At 69.4% G+C, this 15,437-nt stretch carries 13 protein-coding genes and 1 pseudogene; 6 read left to right on the top strand and 8 right to left on the bottom strand.

What is annotated here, in order from left to right:
- The first annotated feature begins 44 nt into the window (after positions 1 to 44).
- Complete coding sequence (locus tag EJG53_RS36375) at positions 45 to 1,361, top strand: NAD(P)/FAD-dependent oxidoreductase (protein ID WP_125048468.1); 1,317 nt, start codon at positions 45 to 47, stop codon at positions 1,359 to 1,361.
- A 71-nt stretch (positions 1,362 to 1,432) separates the two neighbouring features.
- Here EJG53_RS36375 and EJG53_RS36370 read toward each other — a convergent pair.
- Together EJG53_RS36370 and EJG53_RS36365 are read right to left on the bottom strand one after the other, a co-directional pair.
- Positions 1,433 to 1,854, bottom strand: a pseudogene (locus EJG53_RS36370) (DUF1345 domain-containing protein); the annotation flags it as partial.
- Between the two features lie 217 nt (positions 1,855 to 2,071).
- Positions 2,072 to 2,692, bottom strand: coding sequence for a TetR/AcrR family transcriptional regulator (locus EJG53_RS36365; RefSeq protein WP_244955484.1), 621 nt, complete (start codon positions 2,690 to 2,692; stop codon positions 2,072 to 2,074).
- 698 nt (positions 2,693 to 3,390) lie between these two features.
- Between EJG53_RS36365 and EJG53_RS36355 the strand changes: the two genes are divergently transcribed.
- The 3 genes from EJG53_RS36355 to EJG53_RS36345 are packed head-to-tail and all read left to right on the top strand — an operon-like array spanning position 3,391 to position 4,612.
- Entirely contained in the window at positions 3,391 to 3,936 is a 546-nt protein-coding gene (locus tag EJG53_RS36355) for a TetR/AcrR family transcriptional regulator (protein ID WP_125048466.1), read from the top strand.
- A complete protein-coding gene (locus EJG53_RS36350; RefSeq protein WP_125048465.1) occupies positions 3,933 to 4,292 on the top strand; it encodes a DMT family transporter in 360 nt (119 codons plus the stop codon). The genes EJG53_RS36355 and EJG53_RS36350 overlap by 4 nt, the downstream gene beginning before the upstream one ends.
- Positions 4,289 to 4,612, top strand: coding sequence for a DMT family transporter (locus EJG53_RS36345; protein WP_125048464.1), 324 nt, complete (start codon positions 4,289 to 4,291; stop codon positions 4,610 to 4,612). Before EJG53_RS36350 ends, EJG53_RS36345 begins: the two co-directional genes overlap by 4 nt.
- A 92-nt stretch (positions 4,613 to 4,704) precedes the next feature.
- On the opposite strand, the gene EJG53_RS36340 is transcribed toward EJG53_RS36345, so the two are convergent.
- The 5 genes from EJG53_RS36340 to EJG53_RS36320 all read right to left on the bottom strand — a co-directional run bounded on the left by EJG53_RS36340 (position 4,705) and on the right by EJG53_RS36320 (position 11,418).
- Positions 4,705 to 7,440, bottom strand: a complete 2,736-nt coding sequence (locus EJG53_RS36340; protein WP_125048463.1) for an aminotransferase class I/II-fold pyridoxal phosphate-dependent enzyme — start codon at positions 7,438 to 7,440, stop codon at positions 4,705 to 4,707.
- 258 nt (positions 7,441 to 7,698) lie between these two features.
- Complete coding sequence (locus tag EJG53_RS36335) at positions 7,699 to 9,012, bottom strand: diacylglycerol/lipid kinase family protein (RefSeq protein ID WP_125049825.1); 1,314 nt, start codon at positions 9,010 to 9,012, stop codon at positions 7,699 to 7,701.
- Between the two features lie 146 nt (positions 9,013 to 9,158).
- Positions 9,159 to 9,917: an MBL fold metallo-hydrolase gene (locus tag EJG53_RS36330; RefSeq protein ID WP_244955721.1), complete on the bottom strand. Its 759-nt coding sequence runs from the start codon at positions 9,915 to 9,917 to the stop codon at positions 9,159 to 9,161.
- Positions 9,918 to 10,139: 222 nt separating this feature from the next.
- The gene (locus EJG53_RS36325; protein WP_125048462.1) at positions 10,140 to 10,544 is read right to left on the bottom strand and encodes a RidA family protein; all 405 of its coding nucleotides are present in this window, start codon (positions 10,542 to 10,544) and stop codon (positions 10,140 to 10,142) included.
- A gap of 34 nt (positions 10,545 to 10,578) precedes the next feature.
- Positions 10,579 to 11,418, bottom strand: a complete 840-nt coding sequence (locus EJG53_RS36320) for a phytanoyl-CoA dioxygenase family protein (protein WP_125048461.1) — start codon at positions 11,416 to 11,418, stop codon at positions 10,579 to 10,581.
- 128 nt (positions 11,419 to 11,546) lie between these two features.
- Between EJG53_RS36320 and EJG53_RS36315 the strand changes: the two genes are divergently transcribed.
- Positions 11,547 to 12,200 (top strand): TetR/AcrR family transcriptional regulator, encoded by a 654-nt coding sequence (locus tag EJG53_RS36315; RefSeq protein WP_125048460.1) that lies wholly within the window; start codon positions 11,547 to 11,549, stop codon positions 12,198 to 12,200.
- A 1,341-nt stretch (positions 12,201 to 13,541) separates the two neighbouring features.
- Positions 13,542 to 14,243: an ABC transporter ATP-binding protein gene (locus tag EJG53_RS36310; RefSeq protein ID WP_125048459.1), complete on the top strand. Its 702-nt coding sequence runs from the start codon at positions 13,542 to 13,544 to the stop codon at positions 14,241 to 14,243.
- 250 nt (positions 14,244 to 14,493) lie between these two features.
- Here the strand turns inward: EJG53_RS36310 and EJG53_RS36305 are convergent, their stop codons facing one another.
- Positions 14,494 to 15,303 (bottom strand): transcriptional regulator, encoded by an 810-nt coding sequence (locus tag EJG53_RS36305; protein ID WP_218041940.1) that lies wholly within the window; start codon positions 15,301 to 15,303, stop codon positions 14,494 to 14,496.
- Positions 15,304 to 15,437: the final 134 nt, after the last annotated feature.

Raw genomic sequence — 15,437 nt, 5'->3', positions numbered from 1 at the left:
ACTTGCTCTCCGCCGCGCACGGAGGGCGGGAGGCGAGGGACACCGTGGCGAAGAACGCGTCCACCGACGGTTTGACCTACTCGGCGTTCACCGGGTGGACCGATCGGCCCACCGATTTCGCGCCGGCGCTGGAAGGCGAGGTCCGGTGCGATGTCGCAGTCGTCGGCGGTGGTCTTGTCGGGATGGCGGCGGCGCTCCGGCTCGCGGAGCGCGGAGTCGATGTGGTTCTGCTCGAGGCCGGGTATTGCGGCTGGGGTGCGAGTTCACGCAACGCGGGCTACTTGTCGAATGCCTTGGCCGGAGACCCCCAACTGTTGCGCCTGCTGTACCGAAGCCGGCTGCGCGACCTCGTCCGGTATGGCGAGAGTGCGGCGAAGTTCACCGAAGGACTGATCGGGCGCCTCGCCATTGACTGCGAGTACGACCCCACGGGCAACGTCATCGCCGCTGTCTCCACCGGACAACTCCGGCACTTGAGGAAGAACATGCAGATCCTCCGCGACGCGGGGGCGGACGTGGAATTCGTCGACGGCCGTGACTTCGGCCTGCCGGGAACGTTCCTGGGCGGCATCTTCGAGCGGGGCGGTGGCCTGCTGAACCCCGGGAAGCTCGCATTCGGACTCAGGGCCGCACTGCTGGCGTCGAGTGCGAAGGTGTTCGAGCGGACGGCCGTGCAAGCCGTCGAGCCGGACAGCACAAGCGTCGTGCTCAGCGTGCCGGGCGGGCGCGTCCACGCCGAGCGGGTCGTGCTCGCGACCAACGCCCACTCCCGCGACCTGGAGATCGCCCCGAGCGGTATCACGCCCGTCTGGACCAGCTTGGTGGAGACCGAGCCGGTCGATCCCGACCGGCTGGCGGCGATCGGCTGGACAAGCCGTACCGGCATCATCACCCCGCACACGATTCTCGAGAACTACCGGCGCACCGCTCGCGGCACGATCATGTTCGGTACCCGTCGGCTCCAGGCGGCGCCGCCGGCGCTGGGTGCCCACGAGCCGGATCGCGCGGTGGTGGCGGATCTCGTCCAGGGCTTCCACGAGCGGTTCCCGTCGCTCGGCTACGTCGCGCCTCGTCGGGCGTGGGGCGGGTGGGTGGCCATGACGTCCTTCCTCCCGGTCGCTGGAGAGGCCGCGAAGAACGTCTTCTACGCCGTCAGCTGCAACGGTCACGGGCTGTCTCAGTCGCCCTACGTCGGCACGCTGCTGGCCGACCGGCTCGCCGGTGACGAGATCCACGACGACCTGCGCGCGATCTGGCGGCCGCGACCGCCGTACATGCCCTCGCTCGCACTCGGCGCGACGGCGCTGAAGGCCGGGTGGGTGGTCGACCGCGTTTCGGACCGCCTGGGTCGCCGGCGCTGAGGAGCCAGGCTCGCCACGGTGACGGTGTCGAAGACGAATGCGACGCAGGAGTCGACCGTCACGGTACGGCGCATCTCTCGGGAGGTGAGCGCGACGTCGGTGATGCCGAACGTCGTCATGACGGAGAAGGCGAAGTAGAGGCAGTCGCTCCAGAACGCGGGTTCTCGGCCCGGAATTCAAGCGCTCCCTCGTCTTCCACGAGACTGTCCGCCTGGAACGCGACCGCGAAGGACACGGCCACGCAGATCCAGGCGTTGGCGACCAGGACGAGCGCCGCTGCCGGGCGGGGCGCCGGTTCGAGCACGGAACCGACGTGGCCCGGCAGCCACACCATCGCTACGACCGGCGCGCCTGTCGCGATGAAGAGCGAGACTCCCGGCCCGGGTGCCGTCCCGTACACGTACCGCTGGAGCGTCGTGCCTCGCGTCTCGCGCCGCGCCCAGGTTCCTAAGCGATCCGGGGACGCGGTCGAGAAGGCGACCGTGGTGAGCATGAGGTAGAGGAAGAGATGTGCGAGCAGGATCAGCCTGCACGGCGCTCGGACAGCCAGTGGTTGTGTCGGCGCTGAGCTGGCGGCCGACGCAAGGGCGTGCCAGCGGCGGGCACTCCTGCGGGTGACGCCGTAGAACGTGTCGTCCTGCAGGCCGGGCCTGCCTCTCACAACTGCCTGCGACGGCGGAAGCGAGGAACGCACTTTCCTGCGAACCCTGTCAGGAGTACGACTCCAGATACGCGGTGATGAGGCGCCGCGCTTCGCCGATCGTTGCGCCGTCGCCCTGTGGTGTGCGGCGGAAAGCCACGTCGAAGAGGCGATTGCCCACCTCGAAGGAGAGCTGTACGGCGAGCCGCGGAGTGTCGGCGGAGGCGAGGCCGCGGTTGACCAGATGGCGCCACAGGCGCTCCGCCTGTACGTCGTCGAAGGACCGCACCAGCTCGACGAGCATCTGGTGGCGGCCCGTGAACCACAGCTCGGTGCAGCTCCGATGCGCACGGTAGTAGTCGCACAGGACGTCGATCATCGCGTCGACCGCCTCGCGCAGCGTCTGAGCCTCGGGCTTCTCCAGCATGGCCGTGATGCGCGTGTCGAGCTCGGTCATGTGCCGCCGAAGGAGCTCGGCCTCGACCTGGTGCCGGTCGGGGAAGTAGTGGTACATCGACGCGGTCGGGATGCCCGCGCGCTCACCGATCGCCTTGAGCGTGGCGGCCTCGTAGCCCTGCTCGGCGAGCAAGGCCTCGGCTGCGTCGAGGATCGCGCGCCGTCGCTCCTGGCCACGGCGCTGGACGCCGGACGTACGCTTCTGCCCCCGGTTTGCCGCGCTGCTCTCGAACACGATTCGACATCGTATCAATCGCTTCCCCAGCCCGCCCGACGCCTCCGAACTGGGGCAGTGCGCCGGTGCCACTCCGCGGCGTGCGGTTCGCAGGCCCAGAAGAGCCGTCATCAGGGCTCCTTACCTCGGGCGACGAGCTCGTCCTCGGTGATTCAGGCTCGCGAGAACCGCCCTCGCCGCGTTCTCGCCCGACGTTGCCGCATCAGCGAGGGAAGGCATGTCGAGCTGGTAGTCGCCGACCAGAGGAATCGCCCCGAGAGGAATCGCAAGGTCGGCGAGGCCTCCCGTTCTCCCGGCGCCCAGAACGGCACCACACGGTGGTGGCGGCGCACGATCTCCTCCCCGAGCCTGTCTTCGAGCTAACAAGTCCGCGCCGTCCCAGGCGGGCGGGGCGTGGTTCTCCCGGGCGGCGTCGATCAGGCCGGGGAACCGGCCCTCCCGGCGGGCCTTGGCCAGCGCGCGGACAGACGGCGGTGCATCGGCGCAGAGCGCGGCAGCGTGCCTTCGGAAACCAGGTGATACGTGACCTGGCGCAGCGTAACGCCGCCCTTGTCGGCCGGGGGCCGTGTGGGGATCTTCGAGCCCTTCCCCCAGGGCTCGTTGGACATATGCCGTTCCGCCGGGGACCGGGGTGCGTGCCGCGGTACCCCGCCGTCAGCCCCGTAAGAACTTTACCTTCCGGATGGTAAAGTTCCGGCATGGTGAGTACCACGAAGGACCGGATTCTGGACGGCGCCCTTGAGCTGCTCCGGGCCGAGGGAGGCACGATCACCCTGGACGCCACTGCCAAGCAGGTGGGGCTGACCAAACCGGGGCTGATGTACCACTTTCCGACCAAGGAAGCCTTGATGCTGGGCGTCGTCGATCACGTCGCCGGGCGCTGGGAGGCGTTGTTGCGAGGCCGTCTCGGACAGTCGCCCGAAGCGGCCTCGCCGCATCAGCGGATCCGCGCCTACGTCGAGGTGGCGCTGAACGGGCGGTTCGATCGCGCGGACTATGCGATCTACACCAACGCCCTGTACCGCCAGGCCCTGACCGCGACCTGGGTCCGGCGTCTGGAGCCCTGGCTCACGCTGCCCGGCTCCCTCCCGGGACCGGTCCGCGCCCGGCTCACCGCCGCGCGGTTGCTGGCCGACGCGTACTGGGCCGCCGCGGCCACCGGCGTCTTCCCCGTCCCGGACCGCGACCGCGCCGAACTGCTGACCGTTGCCGAAACGCTCCTGAAGGACAAGATGCCCCGATGAAGAAATGGCTGTTGCTCGCCGCGGCGATCCTGCTGGAAGTCACCGCCACGCTGTCCTTGCGGGCCGCCATGGACCACCCCGCCTGGTACCCCCTCGTCATCGCCGGATACGTCGGCTCCTTCTCATCCCTTTCCGGTGTCCTGCGGGCAGGCATGGAACTGGGGGTCGCTTACGGGCTCTGGGGCGCCTGCGGCGTCGCCCTGACCGCCCTGCTCGCCGGCGTCGTCTTCGGCGACGCGCTGACCGTGCCGATGGGTGTGGGGATCGTCCTGGTCATCGCCGGTGTGCTGTGCGTGGAGCTCGGGCTCCAAGCCGCCCGGGCCCGCCGGCTCCGCACGGAAGGAGCGACACGATGAGCTGGATCTTCCTCGCCTGCGGGATCCTGTCCGGGCTCTCCGGCACACTGTCGCTGCGGATGGCCTCACACGGCGGCACCAAGAAGTGGTACATCGCCGTCTGCACCGGCTACGTGCTCGCCTTCTCCTTCCTGACGCTGGCCCTCCAGCACGGCATGCCCCTCGGGGCCGCTTACGGCATCTGGGCTGCCAGCGGCATCGCCCTGGCAGCCCTCGCTGCCCGCGTCCTGTTCCGCGAACCCCTCACCAAGGTCATGGGGTTGGGTATCGGCCTGATCGTCGCCGGCGTCCTGTGCATCGAAAACGGCGCCGTCCATTGACCAGCCCGCCCAAGGGGGCGGTGCGGCGCTGCGCCGCCCCTTCCTCGGGTGAGTGCACGGCCGGGCGGCACCAGCCGCCACCGCCGCCGGTCTCAGCCGGCGTCTCCTGCCAGCGCGGATCGAACGAACACCCGGTATCCGCATTCCGGGTCGAACCCATGGATCTCCTTGGTGTCCAAGGCGTCCATGAAGTCGAGGATGTCCTCGCTGAATTCCTGACCCGGTACCAGGATCGGAAAGCCGGGCGGATACGGCGTGACGAAGATCGCCGATACGACCGGCTGCCCGGCGTCTACCCGGCGCCGTGCCTCTTCGGAGGACACAAACTCGCACAGTTCTTCCCGATACGCCATGTAGTACGCCTTGCGCATGTCCCCGTCCGCCGCTTCGCCGGCGGACTCGGCGCGGAACGTATCGTGGAACCGCGAGAAATTCGGCAGCGGCGGATGATCGTGACTGAGCGCATCGATCCGCCGGTCGCGCGCCCGTTTCTTCTCCGGCGCCAACTGCCCGGCCTCGGCCTCCAATTCCTCCGCGATGCCGATGAGCGCTCGGAGCAGGTGTGCGGCGGCAGTTCGGGGCGTACCGATGTTCGTCATCGCCAGTACCGTATTGCGCGTGGTCTTGTTGACCTGGATGCCCCAGCGGTCCATCAGCTCAACGTGTTTGAACGTGTCGCCGTCGATGCCCGTCGCGGAGATCTCAAGGGTCAGCCGGCAGGGGTCGAGGACGAACTCGTCCGTGCTCCAGGCCTTTTCCATGGCCGCCGGCCCGGCATGCAACGGGCACGGTCCGCCCTCTTGGCGGTACTGGTCCGGGATCAGTTCGCCGCTGTCGAGCACCCGGAAGTACTTCGACAGCAGCGGGTGCCCGGCAATCTGGTCGCGCAGCGACATCGCCAGTTCGACCTGGCGCGACACCAGCTCGAACCCCTCCAGCTCGACCTGCCGCCGGCCGACGTCGAGGGACGCCAGCACCTGGTAATTCGGAGAAGTCGAGGTATGCGTCATATAGGCCTCGTGAAATGCCTCCTCGTTCCGCCTGCTGAAGTCGTCGTCATGTACGTGGATCATCGACCCCTGACGCAACGAGGTCAGGGTCTTGTGCGTCGACTGTGTGGCGTACGCGCGGATCCTGGTCTTGTCCGGGTCCGGAAGCAGCCGCTCACGTACCAGCTCGTCGTCGGACATGCCTCGAATGTGCTGGAGATGCCGCCGGTACTCGGCCCGGTATGCAGCCGTGCCGATACGTTCGGCCAGCCGGGCCGCAGCGGCCATCGCGGTCCGCCGCCGGTACACGGGGTGGAAGCGTGCGAAGGCGAACCACGCCTCATCCCACAGGAACACCAGGTCGGGCTTGATCGCGAGGCACTCGGCCATCACCCGTTCCACGTCGTACACGACGCCGTCGAAGGTGCAATTGGTGAGCGAGATCAGTGAGACCTGGTCAAGCCTGCCTTCTCGCCGGTATGTCAGCAGCGTCCGTTTGATGTCGGCCAGCGGAATCGCGCCGTACATGGAGAACGCGTCGATCGAATAGCTGTCGAGGTAGGCGACGTGGGAACCGGCGAGCACCTGCGCGTAGTGATGCGACTTATGGCAGTTGCGATCGACCATCACGACGTCGCCCGGCGCCACCAACGACTGCGTGACGATTTTGTTCGCGGTGGACGTCCCGTTGGTCACGAAGTAGGTCCGTCGCGCGCCGAAGGCTCGGGCGGCCAGATCCTGCGCCTCCTTGATCGCACCATGCGGTTCCAGCAGCGAGTCCAGCCCGCCCGCCGTCGCCGACGTCTCCGCCAGGAAGATGTTCAGCCCGTAGAAGTCGCACATGTCGTGGATCCACTGCGAGCGGACCACCGAGTTCCCACGGGAGACCGGCAGCGCGTGGAACACCCCGCTCGGCTTGCGCGCGTACTCCACCAGGGCCGAATAGAACGGCGTCCGATAGCGCCGGGCGACACCGCGCAGAATCGTCAGATGCAGGTCCAGGGCGTCTTCCTGCTGGAGGAACACCGAGTCGAACTCGCGCCCGATCTGCGTCGCGAGCTGCTCGATCGAGGCCTGCTCGACCAGATAGAGGTCCAGCTCGGGCCGTTCCTCGCGGACCCGGCGTGCGAGCGCGCCGGCCCGGTCCGCCACAGTGAGGCAGTCGAGATCCGGCGGCCCGGCCGGAGGCAGCAGTTCCCGCAACAGCGCCAGATCGAAGTCCGACCGGGTGTGAAAGTCGGGCCGGGCCACGACCGCCTGAATCCATGGGTTGACCAGGATCGCCACCATCGCGTCGACGAAACTCGACACCGCGATCACGTCGTACACGAACGCGTCCGCACGGCGGCGCGACGCGCGCAGCCCGCCGAGGATCTGCTCCTCCTCCGCCTCCGAAAGATCGGCGACCACCAACACGTCGAACCGCGGACGGCGATCGGCATCGGCGCCCGACTCCTGCGAATCCGGCGCCGCGACCGTCGAGACCGCCACATCGGCGATCAGCCCCCGACCGATCCGCGCCGCCGTCCGGCTCAGCTCGGCGTACGACTCCTCCGACGCCAGCGCTCGCAGCGTCTGCGCCACTTCCGGCCCCGGGTAGCTGTAGTAGTGCGTGAGCACATCGACATCCGCCAGAGTCTCGTCGAGGACGCCCACTGCCTCGGCGCGCCCGGCGGAGTCGGGCTCAGCCAGCGACAGCCTGCGTGCGACATCCGAAATCGACCACCAGAGATCGGTCTGCAACTGGGCCACGCTGTTGTAGGCGGACACCCGCCGCCCGGCCCCGGCCCGACCGGTTGTCCGCGCCGCGGATTCACCGGGCTCCGTGGACGGTTCCATGATCGACTCCGCATCCGGGACATTTACCGTCAGGCTAGGACCAAGCCCGTACGCCCGCACCCGGAGCCCGCCGACCACCGTTCACCCGAGCCGCCACGGGCGAGCACCCTGACAGAGCCAGGCGCGCAACTGACTCACTTCGCCCTGCCGGGGGCACTCCGGAAATCACTCCCGGCCAGCGGATACGCGGGGCGGGAGTCTTTGCGTGCGCGCCATGAGGTCCCGGGCCCCGTCGCGGCGGGGCCGGCGATGTTCCGGTCAGGCGCGGTGCCTCCCTCTGGGGGCTCGCGTCGTGCGGTTGAGTGCGAGGTCGATGAGGCGGCGCACGGTTACGGGCGGCACGGGGGCGGTGTCGGTGGGGCGGTCGCGCGGGAGGAGGATTCGCAGGGCGGCCGCGCGCAGGGAGCAGGTCACCGGTGGGGGCAGGCGCAGGGATTCGCCGTCCACGGCTACGGAGATTTCGGGCGCGTCGGAGGTCACCTCGACCTGGTGGGCGGTGGTGACGGTGAGGCCCGTGGACTGGGAGCCGCGTACGGCCAGGTCGGCGGCGTGGGCGGCGTCTTCTACGCGGATTCCGAGTACGCCCAGTTCGCCGGTGTCGAGGCGGGGGCGGCGGTCACCGCCGGTGAGGCCGTCGGGGGAGGCGTACGGGTTGTTGCTGATCAGCAATGCCTGCTGAGGGGCGAGGGGAGTGCCGTCGATGCGGGCCTCGATCCGCCGGGTCTCCTCGCGGGCCAGCAGGCCCGGCATGAGGTCCAGCGCCGTGCCGGCCTTGGCGTCGCGGTACTCGGGCCGTTGGACGATATCGGCGTACACGCCGAATGACACGGTGTTGACGAAGGCCCGGCCGCTGACATCGCCGAGGTCGACCCGGATTTCCTCGCCGCCGGTGAGCGCGTCGAGGCAGCGGGACGGGTCGGAACGGTCCAGGCCGAGGTCCATGGCGAAGTGGTTGCGGGTGCCGGCGCAGACCACGAGGAAGGGCAGGTCGTGTTCGGCGGCCACCGCCGCGACCAGCGCCTGTGTGCCGTCGCCGCCCGCGACGCCGAGCAGGTCGGCGCCTTCGGCCACGGCTTGGCGGGCCAGCTCGGCGGCATCGCTGTGAACGGCGGGGTCGAGCAGGATGACCTGGGCGCCGAGTTCCTCGGCGCGTTCCACGAGCGTGAAGCGGCCGACCTTTCCGCCGCCGGATTTCGGGTTCATGATGAGCACCGGCCGCCGCGGCCGGTGGGCGGGAGCCGCACGCCCCGATGACCGCGGCAGCGAGCGGCGCAACGCCGCCCGACCGCAGGCCAGGGCCGCGCCCCAGCACACCCCCAGTACCAGCGCCGTCCGCCACAGACCGTCCTGGATGTAGAGCAGTACCACTCCGACGGGCGCGGCGACGGCGACGAGCGCCCCGGCCAGCCGCGCCGTGCCGCGGTGGGCCAGGAACCACCAGACGCCCACGGCACAGACGATCACCCCGAGTAGCTCGGCGCCGACGACCAGCAGCCCGCCTTCCGTGATCGCGAGCAGCACCAGGGTGCCGATCGCCGCCAGCAGCGCGCAACGAGCGAGCAGCCGTGCCATCGCGCCGCCCGCGGGCTCCCTCACCGCGTCCCGGCTGTGTCCTTCTTCCACGTCATGCTCGCCCTCTCGGCCCGGCTCGTGGCACCAGCCTGCACGTTCTCGTGGCGAAGGGCGTCCTGGCCGAGCCGTATGAGGGAGCGCGTAGCCTACGTCGCACGAAACCGCCCCTCCTCCACCTCGGCGACCCGGCCCTCGCTCGTCAACCGGTCCAGGTGCTGCGCCGCCGTCCTGCGCTCTACGGGTCTCACCTGCGGACCTTCGATGTGGGAGCGGTAGACCAGCCGGTGCTCGACGATTTCCTCGACGCTGCGCGGCTCGCGGAGGAACGCGAGGAGTTCCGCTTCCCGCTTCTCCACCACGCCGGCGTACGCGTCGATCCGGCGCCGGAACTCCGCGGTGCCCTCGATCACGCCCTTCTGATGAAACGTTCCGTACCAGCGCGCGTCGATCTCGCGGCACCGGCGCATCGACGCCTCGAAGTCGGCGAGACTGCTGCCGACGTCCCCGTAGTACGGGCCGAACGACGTGAGGTCGATGTCCGCGATGAACAGGAACCCGTCCGGTTCGATCAGGAAGCCGCTGTGGCCCGCGGTATGGCCGGGGAGGTGCACGGCGGTCACGGTGCGCCCGCCGAGATCGAACACGGCGCCGTCGTCGAACCCCGTCGCATCCGGACGCCCCCGCACGTGGAAGTGGTCCAGCAGCGCCTGGTCGGCCTCGGCCGCCGCGTCCCGCGGCAGCCCGTACCCGGCGACCATCGCCTCGCGGGAGCGCAGCGCGTCGAGGTCGGCGGTGTGGATATGGACCGGTACGTCGTAGCCGCCGAGGCCGGCGATGTGGTCCTCGTGCGCGTGGCTGACGAGGACCGCGTCGGCCGGCGGCGGCGTCGCTGCTGCGAGCGACAGCGAGGGTCGACGACCAGTGTGGCCTCCGCGCCCCGTACGAGCAGTGAGTTTCCGTACGGGTAGGCGCCGCGTGCCGCGCCGAGGAGCACGCTGACCGCGCCGTATTCGGCTGCCGCGTATCCCGAGGCGGACGTGAGCGGCTCCACCACGTCCCTCGATCCGCTCCCCGCACCCGCGTCGCGTGCGGCACGGGCACGGGGGCGGCGGGGTGCGGAGGCCGGATCAAGCATCACCGCTGCCGGCCATGGCGACGACTCGGATCTCGACCAGCAGTTCAGGGTGGGCCAGTTGGGTGATGCCGACGGCGGTCCAGGCCGGATACCGGTCGGGCAGGTACTCGTCCTTGACCTTGGTGAACTCCCCCATGTCGCCTCGGAGATCGGTGTGGTAAGTCGTCAGCTCGACGATGTCGGCCAGGCCGGCTCCCGCGGCTTCCAGAACGTTCTTCACGCCCTCGAAAGCGAGCCGTGCCTGAGCTTCCATGCCGACGGCGGGCCGCAGGGTGTCCCGGTGGATCCCCACTTGGCCCGATACCCAGATCAGGTCGCCGGCGCGGGCCGCCTGCGAGAAGTGCAGCTGATCGTAGAGCGCCTGCGTGTGCGGCGGGTTGATGAGTTGGCGTTTCATGTCGTGGACCTCTTCGTCGGTGCGGCCGGTGCGGTCACAGGAGTTGGCGGAATACGGGCGAACGGAAGGGAGCCCCTGGGGCCAGCTTCGCCATTTCCTCCACGAAGAGGATGCCGTTGCGGGCGTAGCGCTCGTTCGCGGTCGGCAGGGGACGGAAGGTCGCGTCGTCGCCGAAGAAGCGCAGGACCAGCGTGTGGCGGTCCGGGCATCCGGCGTCGACGCCGGCGCCGCCGTGCAGCGAGCGGGGGTGCAGCACGAGGACGTCGCCGGGGTCGACCGCCCACGAGAGCACGTCATAGGGCACGTCATGGGTGTCGCGTCCGGCCGCGAGTTCGGCGTCGATATCCGGCAGGCGCGGCAGGACGCCGCCGCCGTGCAGCGGCTCGGTCGGGTCGTCGAGGTCGAAGGTGGTCCCGTCGTACTGGACGCCGCGGTGGGAGCCGCGGACGACCTCCAGCGAATTGTGCTTCGGTACGTGCTGGAAACTGATCCACGCGTTGCCCCAGTGCTCGCCCGCCCAGGGCAGATACGCGGTGTCCTGGTGCCAGCAGCTTCGGGCGCCCCGCCCGCCGGACTTGAGGAATATCTCCTCGGCGAAGTACCAGACGTGCTCCGAGCCCCACAGCCCGGCGAACAGTTCACCGAACGGCAGCGACGACACCATCGCGTCCAGCCGTTCCTTGGCGAGCGGGTTGGCGTTGTCCACGTGCGAGCGCCGCTCGGTCCCGTCGAACATCGTTGTCGCGTGCGGGCCGGGGTTCGCCACGGCCCAGTCGAACGCCTGGCGGCACCGCGCCAACTGTCCTTCGTCCAGGCAGTCCTCGATGAGGGCGGTGCCGTCTTCCCTGAACGCTTCCCGAACTGACTCATCCATCGGTGACTCTCCTTCAGGCTTTCAGGCGGGGAGACGCAAGAACGGTAGAAGACGACCGTCTTTTACACAACGGTTGTTACGAAAAAGGTGTGCCAGAATCACGGACAACGGAAGGGGAGGCCCGACGAGTGAGCGGCGACAACGGGACCCAGCAGGTCGTACGGCGCGGACGCCCCACCGGCGACCACGCCGCGAAACGCGCCGCGCTCCTGGAGGCAGCGGCATCGGTCATCGCGCGGGAGGGGTACGCCAACGCCTCACTGCGCAAGGTGGCCCAGCGCGCGGGCTGCACGACCGGAGCGGTGACCTACTACTTCGCAAACAAAGAAGAACTCGTCACCGCGCTGGCCGAGAACCGCTTCGACACGTACGACGCGATGCTCGCCGACGCCCGGGAACGCGCCGACCTCAGAGGACTCCTGGAACGGTGGCTCGAACTGGTCACCAGCGACCCCGACTTCTGGCCCGTCATGTCCCAGTTGCTCGCCCACGCCCGGTACGAACCATCCTTCGCCGCCCTCATCCAGCGGCGCTACGCCCGCTACCGCCAGGCACACGCCGCGGCCCTCGCCGCCGGCCAGGCCCGCGGCACCGTCCGCGACGACATCCCCGCCGACCTGCTCGCCGACCAGCTCAGCGCCATGGGCGACGGCTGGATGATGATGCACCCCTTCGAACCCGAACGGTTCACCGCCGACCGCATCCGGGCCCTCATCGACGCCGCCGTCATCCTGGTCGCTCCGGGGCCGGGCCCGGGGTCCGATCACGCGCGGAACGACTGAGGGAGCAGCACCGTGACCGGCTGCTCGCTGGAGAGCCACCGACACGCACGGACACCCCGTCGTGCCGAATGCGGGCTCCGCACTCGCATGTCTCAGCCCGTCCCGCCGGTCCGCTGACGTACTCCACCCGTACGCTGTCACTCTTCTCCAACACCCACACCGTCCCGTTCTCCGGGCACCAGCGAACCGGCACGACATAGACACGATCCCCGATTCGATGCGGAAGAGGTGCAGCCCCGAGTACCGGAACTTGAAGGCGCTGCCCTTCTGCCGGACGTGGAAGTAACAGCCGCCGCCACCTCGGATCATGAGGTCGTCCTTGCTGAAGACCACCACGGCAGGGTCCTTGGTGCTCATGCTCCGCGCGGTGTCGGCGGCCCGGCCCCGGCCGCCGACGCCGGCGTACATGGCCCAGAACAACAGGAGCATGCTGATCAGAACGGTCAGCGCCCGCAGGCGCTGGTGGTGACGCCGTCGCGACTCGGCGAGTCCGGCGGCACCGCACCCCAGCACCTCGCCGCCAGCTCCCCGTTGTGTTCCTCGCGGTCCTGCAAGAGGGCTGCGAAGAACACAACAGGGAGGGGATATTCATTATTCAACCAAAACTTCCGCCGGATCGCCGAGCGGCCTGTCGACAGCCCCGTTCGCCGCCCCGGAAACGCCCGAAAGTCCGCGGAGTTCTGCGCTTTGCGGGCGGCTCGGCTTCGGCGATTTCCTGCGGACGCCACCAGGCCGGAGCGCGGACCGGCCCGGTTCCCGCCGCCGTACGCGGTGACTTCACGGCCGGGCCAGGTCACGGCGGGGCGAAACCCTCGCATATCTCCCCGCCGGACAAACCTTTGCGCTCGGGAGTTGGACGGTAGGTCACCCCGTGCAGGTCCGTACCAAGAGCGCTGCTTCCCCGCCGGAGCCGGACCTCGTTCCCGGCGCACGGCGTAAATGGGTACGTCGTGCGCTTCCGGTGCGCGGGCCACGCGGTCCGTGCAAGTCGGTCGGCGGCGGCGCACTCCGGACGCAGGCGCACACTCGCCGCGGAAGACTGCATTCGTCCCACGGTGCCGTATTCGGGATCCCTTCCCGCCCGGTGCCGGAAGTACTCGCCGGCTCGCGTAGGATATGAATCCTTTGGCGCGATTCTTTCGGTGCGTGAATATCTGGCCCATGGGACCGGCAATTGAGTGTGGCTGGCCCCACCGGGTACGGGGCATAGTGGGATAGCAGACGCGAGCAGCCGCACCGTACGTTTCCCGTGCCCGGCCGACACCGCCCCACCGCAGGCCGGCGATTGAACGAGCCGCACGAGCCATGCGACATTCCATGAGGGCCGCGAAGGGATACGTCATGTCCGCAGTCATTGAGGTGCAGCATCTCCGCAAGTCCTACGGTGACCTCGTAGCAGTCGACGACGTGTCCTTCAGCGTCGAGGAAGGCGAGGTCTTCGGCATTCTCGGCCCGAGCGGCTCAGGTAAGAGCACGATCGTGGAATGCGTCAAGGGGCTGCGGAGCCGGGACGGCGGCGACATCAACGTGCTCGGCATCGACCCCCACCAGGACCGGGCCGAGGTGACACGGAAGCTGGACGCCCAACTGCGGGCCGGGTGCTCGCCGGAGCAGATGCGCCTCGCCGAGGCGCTGTCGCTCTACAGTTCCTTCTACCGCGATCCGGCGGACTGGGGGCGGTTGCTGGCCGCGCTGGGCCTGGCCCCGGAGGACGGGCCGGACGAGGCGGCCGGCGGGGCGGCGGAGCTCTCCACCGCGCTGCCCCTGATCGGCAACCCGCAGGTGGCCGTCTTCGACGAGCTGACCACCGAACTGGACCCACGGTCCCGGCAGGACACCTGGGAGCTGATCGAGAGCGTACGGGCCAGCGGGCTCACCATCCTGATGGTCACCCGGTTCCTGGAGGAGGCCGTGCGGCTGTGCGACCGGATCGCGGTGATCGACCAGGGCCGTATCCGGGCCTCCGGCACCCCGGCCGGGCTGGCCGATCACCTCAGGGCCGAGCGTTCGGCCGGGCCGGACCTGCGCCTTCTGCCGCGCTGAGCCGGGTGCCGCGAGAAGGCGAGCCGATGATGGTCACTCGCGCCGGCGAGGCGCCCGGGCGGAGTTCGTGTGTCCGTTGCGCCGCGATGGTGCCGAAAATGCCGGGGGGCGGAGCCGGCCGCACGGTGACGATGCGGTCGGCCCCGCCCCCTCCGGCCGGAGTCTGACAGGCCCTCGGGGAGACGGCCCGGTCGGACGCGATCAGTCCCGGAACTGTCGGCCCCGGGCAGCCCGGTTCTGTCGGGCCCGGTCAGTCCGGATTCACGATCCGGGCGCGTCTGTTCAGCTCCTGCGCGAACCCGTCCCAGATCTGCGAGTTGCGCCGGGACAGCTCCACGATCAGCTCGATGCAGTGCGAAGGCACCGAGGCACAGATGTCGTTCATCTCGCTGGCCCCCAGCACGTTTTCCCGGAACATCCGCAACAGCCGTCGGCCCAGCTCGCTCTGACGCAGCGACGGGTCGCGCATGAGTTTGTCGAGCGTGGCGGCGGTGGGCGGGGCGGCGGCGGCCGGTACGGGGGCCGGGTCCACCGGTTCGGGCTTGGCGGGTCCCGCCTCGCCCCTGCTGCGGCTCCGCTGGCTGGGAACGGGCTGGTCGCCGCGTTCCAGCCGGCGGCGTACGTCCAGCGCGGTGGCCGGCGACACCCCTGCCGACCGGGCCACTTGGCGCAGCGAGGCGTCGGGGTTGTCCCGCATCAGTTCCGCCACCCGCAGCCGGCCCTGCGCCCCGTCCAGCGGGCGGACCTTGCCGTCCCGTCCGACGCGGAAGTCCGACTGCGGTACGGAGTCGGACGAACGCCGTAGCTGCGCGACCGTCCGGGCGCCCAGTCCGGTCGACTTGGCGATGGCCCGGTCGGCCATGGTGGGGTGCGACTTGAGTATGCGCAGCGCTGCCGCCGTGCGGTCGGCCTGCGACAGCGGGAGGCCGTGTTCGACGTTTGCCTCGACGCTTTTGAGGAAAGCCTCTTCGCGGCTTCCGTCGAAGAATCTGACATCGATGTCTTTCTGGCCCTTGAGGGAGGCGGCCATCAAACGGTGCAGGCCGTCGATGACGCACATGGTGCGCCGGTCGACCAATATGGGGGCAGCGCGCCCTCTATCGCGGCCAGCCGCAGCACATGCCCTTTGTCCTCACCTGTCAGGCGGGGTGAGTCTCCGGGCAGGACCTGGATGATCGGGACCGAGACAATCTC

Origin of the sequence: Streptomyces chrestomyceticus JCM 4735, assembly GCF_003865135.1 — a bacterium.
Classification (GTDB): Bacteria; Actinomycetota; Actinomycetes; order Streptomycetales; family Streptomycetaceae; genus Streptomyces; species Streptomyces chrestomyceticus.
This window is presented reverse-complemented; position numbering and strand designations above follow the sequence as displayed.

Excerpts from the sequence above, each read along its gene's own strand:
- EJG53_RS36355 (WP_125048466.1), top strand. The coding sequence starts at position 3,391 with ATGGTGAGTACCACGAAGGACCGGATTCTGGACGGCGCCCTTGAGCTG.
- EJG53_RS36350 (WP_125048465.1), top strand. The coding sequence starts at position 3,933 with ATGAAGAAATGGCTGTTGCTCGCCGCGGCGATCCTGCTGGAAGTCACC.
- EJG53_RS36345 (WP_125048464.1), top strand. The coding sequence starts at position 4,289 with ATGAGCTGGATCTTCCTCGCCTGCGGGATCCTGTCCGGGCTCTCCGGC.
- EJG53_RS36340 (WP_125048463.1), bottom strand. The coding sequence starts at position 7,440 with ATGGAACCGTCCACGGAGCCCGGTGAATCCGCGGCGCGGACAACCGGT.
- EJG53_RS36335 (WP_125049825.1), bottom strand. The coding sequence starts at position 9,012 with ATGGCACGGCTGCTCGCTCGTTGCGCGCTGCTGGCGGCGATCGGCACC.
- EJG53_RS36325 (WP_125048462.1), bottom strand. The coding sequence starts at position 10,544 with ATGAAACGCCAACTCATCAACCCGCCGCACACGCAGGCGCTCTACGAT.
- EJG53_RS36320 (WP_125048461.1), bottom strand. The coding sequence starts at position 11,418 with ATGGATGAGTCAGTTCGGGAAGCGTTCAGGGAAGACGGCACCGCCCTC.
- EJG53_RS36310 (WP_125048459.1), top strand. The coding sequence starts at position 13,542 with ATGTCCGCAGTCATTGAGGTGCAGCATCTCCGCAAGTCCTACGGTGAC.
- EJG53_RS36305 (WP_218041940.1), bottom strand. The coding sequence starts at position 15,303 with ATGTGCGTCATCGACGGCCTGCACCGTTTGATGGCCGCCTCCCTCAAG.